Below are 2,658 nucleotides of genomic sequence, written 5' to 3' on the forward strand. Positions count from 1 at the left end.
AGACGAGCGCCAAAACAGATAAACACCAAAACTTATGACCTTTGATGTAAAACCCGTACTAACGCCCTGTTAAGGTGTGAGCAACGCAATACCAATGCTTCCGCATACCACCTTAACCACTAAACGCAACGTATAGTAAAGATGCCACGCGTTGCGAATCACTCTTAAACAGATTGTTAGGCTTAAATTCCAACTTTCTCAGAGATGAACACTTCTGTTTGATAAATAAAATGGGCGGAACTACTAATGTAAGATTCTAATAGTTTTACAGGTACTTTTTCTTTTGTAGCTAGTTCATGAGCGTAGATATGTCTAAGCTCAAACAACCTCTCAATATGAGGAAACGTATTTGGAAACAACTCTCCAAATGGCTTCATATTTGTAGGAGGGTAAGTGGGCTCCGCTTTTAAACTTTTTAAGAAGGATGCTCCCAATAATACAGAAAGATGGTTATCGATATCACTGAGCCTATTAATAGGTAATAAATGTGCTATAAATTCTCCAAGAGTCACTTTTTTATCTTGAATAGCTAGTACCACCTCAGGTGTAAATTTTATTTCTCGAAGTTCAACAATTCTATCTTTATAAGGAGAGCCAGCATTAATCAAGTCGGCAATCAATAATCGAAAGTAACCTTCCATTATCGCGACATACCCAATAGCTCCGTACTTCAACCATTCATTCCTAAATGACGTTGAAGCTGGTAGTTTTTTAATCGTTCTAAACCCTTCCACTAAAGGGTGAACCCGTTTAACTATCAACTCATAGCGAGGGAAGGTTTTATTGTTCCTACTTTTTATATCAAGAATTTCTTCAACATAATTACGTTTTTTACTCATAATACTCCCTGCTATTTAAGCCTAACGCCCTGTTAAGGGGTGAGCAACGCAATACCGAAGTCGCCGCATACCACCTTAAACACTAAAACCAACGCATAGTGAAAATGCCACGCGTTGCGAATCCCTCTTGAACAGTTTGTTATGTAGCAGACTCTCGCCCATAAAGAACGTCATTTCTATGCTCCCAGAACTCCCAAAGGTTATGTCTAGTTTTAACAATCAACGACGTAATCTTTTCCATTGATGCTTCGGTAAACTGAACATACTCTTGATTCATGCCTTTTTTAGACATTTTCAACTTGATATAGGTATAGCCCTCTGCATCAGTGGCTTCCCAGTTAGCATGTACAACCATATTCCTTAGTCGACCACACTCGTTCAGATTTGTGATGATCTGCTCGTAACCAGTAAGGTTACAAGCTACACCCAACTGAAAGTCATCACAGAAACGTTTTAGTAAGTCCACTTTTGCCGAATAATTCAACTTATTAAGAACTATTAAACCTGGAGAGTCTGTGCGTTCAGTAAAGTTTTCACATAGAACTGAGTCAAGGTCTGACTCTAACGAATTGAAATACATAACAACTAAACCGATGTATGGCAAAATGCTATCTAAGTGTTCTTCGGCTTTATCATCATCTTCAACACCATGATAGAGGTGCTGTTGAAATTCAACTAGCTTACTTTTCAATCAATTACTCCTCGTTGCTACATAACGCTCTGTTAAGGGGTGAGCAACGCAATACCAAAGCCGCCGCATACCACCTTAAACACTAAAACCAACGCATAGTGAAAATGCCACGCGTTGCGAATCCCTCTTGAACAGTTTGTTAGGCGACATTTCTACGTTTAACTTCTTTCTCATACGAAGATTCGTTGTATAGCCAAATAGCCCAAAATGCGAAAAACATCCCGATCGTGTAAATTGAGTAATTAAGAGCATTATCCGATAAGAAAACCGTAATGCTTGCCGCATAAGAAGATGGATAAAGGAAAATAACATTAAAAATTATGTACAAAATGGCTGTGACGAAAGTTGTTCTGAAAAGCCAATTTAAACATCCTTTCTTTCGCGATTTTTGCCAATTATCAAATGCTTTACCATTCATTAATCCACTCCTTTTCTGTTAACTGAAGCTAGATTCACGCCAAGATACTATCACTACTCTATCGTTTGTCTCATGTCGCCTAACGCCCTGTTAAGGGGTGAGCAACGCCATACCGAAGCCACCGCACACCACCTTAATCACTAAAACCAACGCATAGTAAAAATGCCACGCGTTGCGAATCCCTCTTGAACAGTTTGTTATGTACGTGGTTGGTTCTATCCCCAGAAACACCCATAAGTATCGTCTTCCAATATTTCCAAGAAAGCTTCTAGAAGTTGAATCTCTGGAACTGGCTCATACGAATGCCATTTTTGGTCGGATTTCATCCAGTAAATTTTCCACGCATCACGCGACTTATAATATTTGACTTTGGCTACTGGGCACTCCATTTTTTCGGATGGATCATTCCACTTAGGACGTATCTCGAAGATTTCGATGACTTGCCCCTCTAAACGATACCCAATATCAAGTTGGTTGCGGATCTCTTCTGGCGGCCGACAAGAATCAAGGTACTTCTCCACTACCTTTCTATAACGCTGTTGCTCAATTTCTGAAAATGCCATATCTATCACCTAACCCTTTAATTAAACTAAGTTTACGACCTAATTTCATACGTTGGCTAGGTTAATTTTCGAGAAAGTACATAACGCCCTGTTAAGGTGTGAGCAACGCAATACCGATGTCACCGCATACCACCTTAAACACTAAAA

Annotated in this window: 4 protein-coding genes; all 4 read right to left on the minus strand. The window is 39.4% G+C overall.

Features of this window, described 5'->3' with window-relative positions:
* Window positions 1-182: 182 nt before the first annotated feature.
* Window positions 183-839 carry a hypothetical protein gene (locus VCHENC03_RS18405; RefSeq protein ID WP_009705212.1) on the minus strand — a complete coding sequence of 219 codons (657 nt, stop codon included), beginning with the start codon at window positions 837-839 and terminating at the stop codon, window positions 183-185.
* Between the two features lie 139 nt (window positions 840-978).
* Window positions 979-1,530: a hypothetical protein gene (locus VCHENC03_RS18400; protein ID WP_009705213.1), complete on the minus strand. Its 552-nt coding sequence runs from the start codon at window positions 1,528-1,530 to the stop codon at window positions 979-981.
* A 139-nt stretch (window positions 1,531-1,669) separates the two neighbouring features.
* The gene (locus VCHENC03_RS0125480; RefSeq protein ID WP_032802351.1) at window positions 1,670-1,948 is read right to left on the minus strand and encodes a hypothetical protein; all 279 of its coding nucleotides are present in this window, start codon (window positions 1,946-1,948) and stop codon (window positions 1,670-1,672) included.
* Between the two features lie 215 nt (window positions 1,949-2,163).
* On the minus strand, window positions 2,164-2,511 hold the full coding sequence (locus tag VCHENC03_RS18395) for a DUF3024 domain-containing protein (RefSeq protein ID WP_009705214.1): 348 nt from the start codon (window positions 2,509-2,511) through the stop codon (window positions 2,164-2,166).
* Between the last annotated feature and the right edge of the window lie 147 nt (window positions 2,512-2,658).

Origin of the sequence: Vibrio sp. HENC-03 (genome assembly GCF_000305755.2) — a bacterium.
In the GTDB taxonomy this organism is placed as follows: Bacteria; Pseudomonadota; Gammaproteobacteria; order Enterobacterales; family Vibrionaceae; genus Vibrio; species Vibrio owensii.

Coding starts and splice junctions, on each gene's coding strand:
- VCHENC03_RS18405 (WP_009705212.1), bottom strand. CDS start 839: ATGAGTAAAAAACGTAATTATGTTGAAGAAATTCTTGATATAAAAAGT.
- VCHENC03_RS0125480 (WP_032802351.1), bottom strand. CDS start 1,948: ATGAATGGTAAAGCATTTGATAATTGGCAAAAATCGCGAAAGAAAGGA.
- VCHENC03_RS18395 (WP_009705214.1), bottom strand. CDS start 2,511: ATGGCATTTTCAGAAATTGAGCAACAGCGTTATAGAAAGGTAGTGGAG.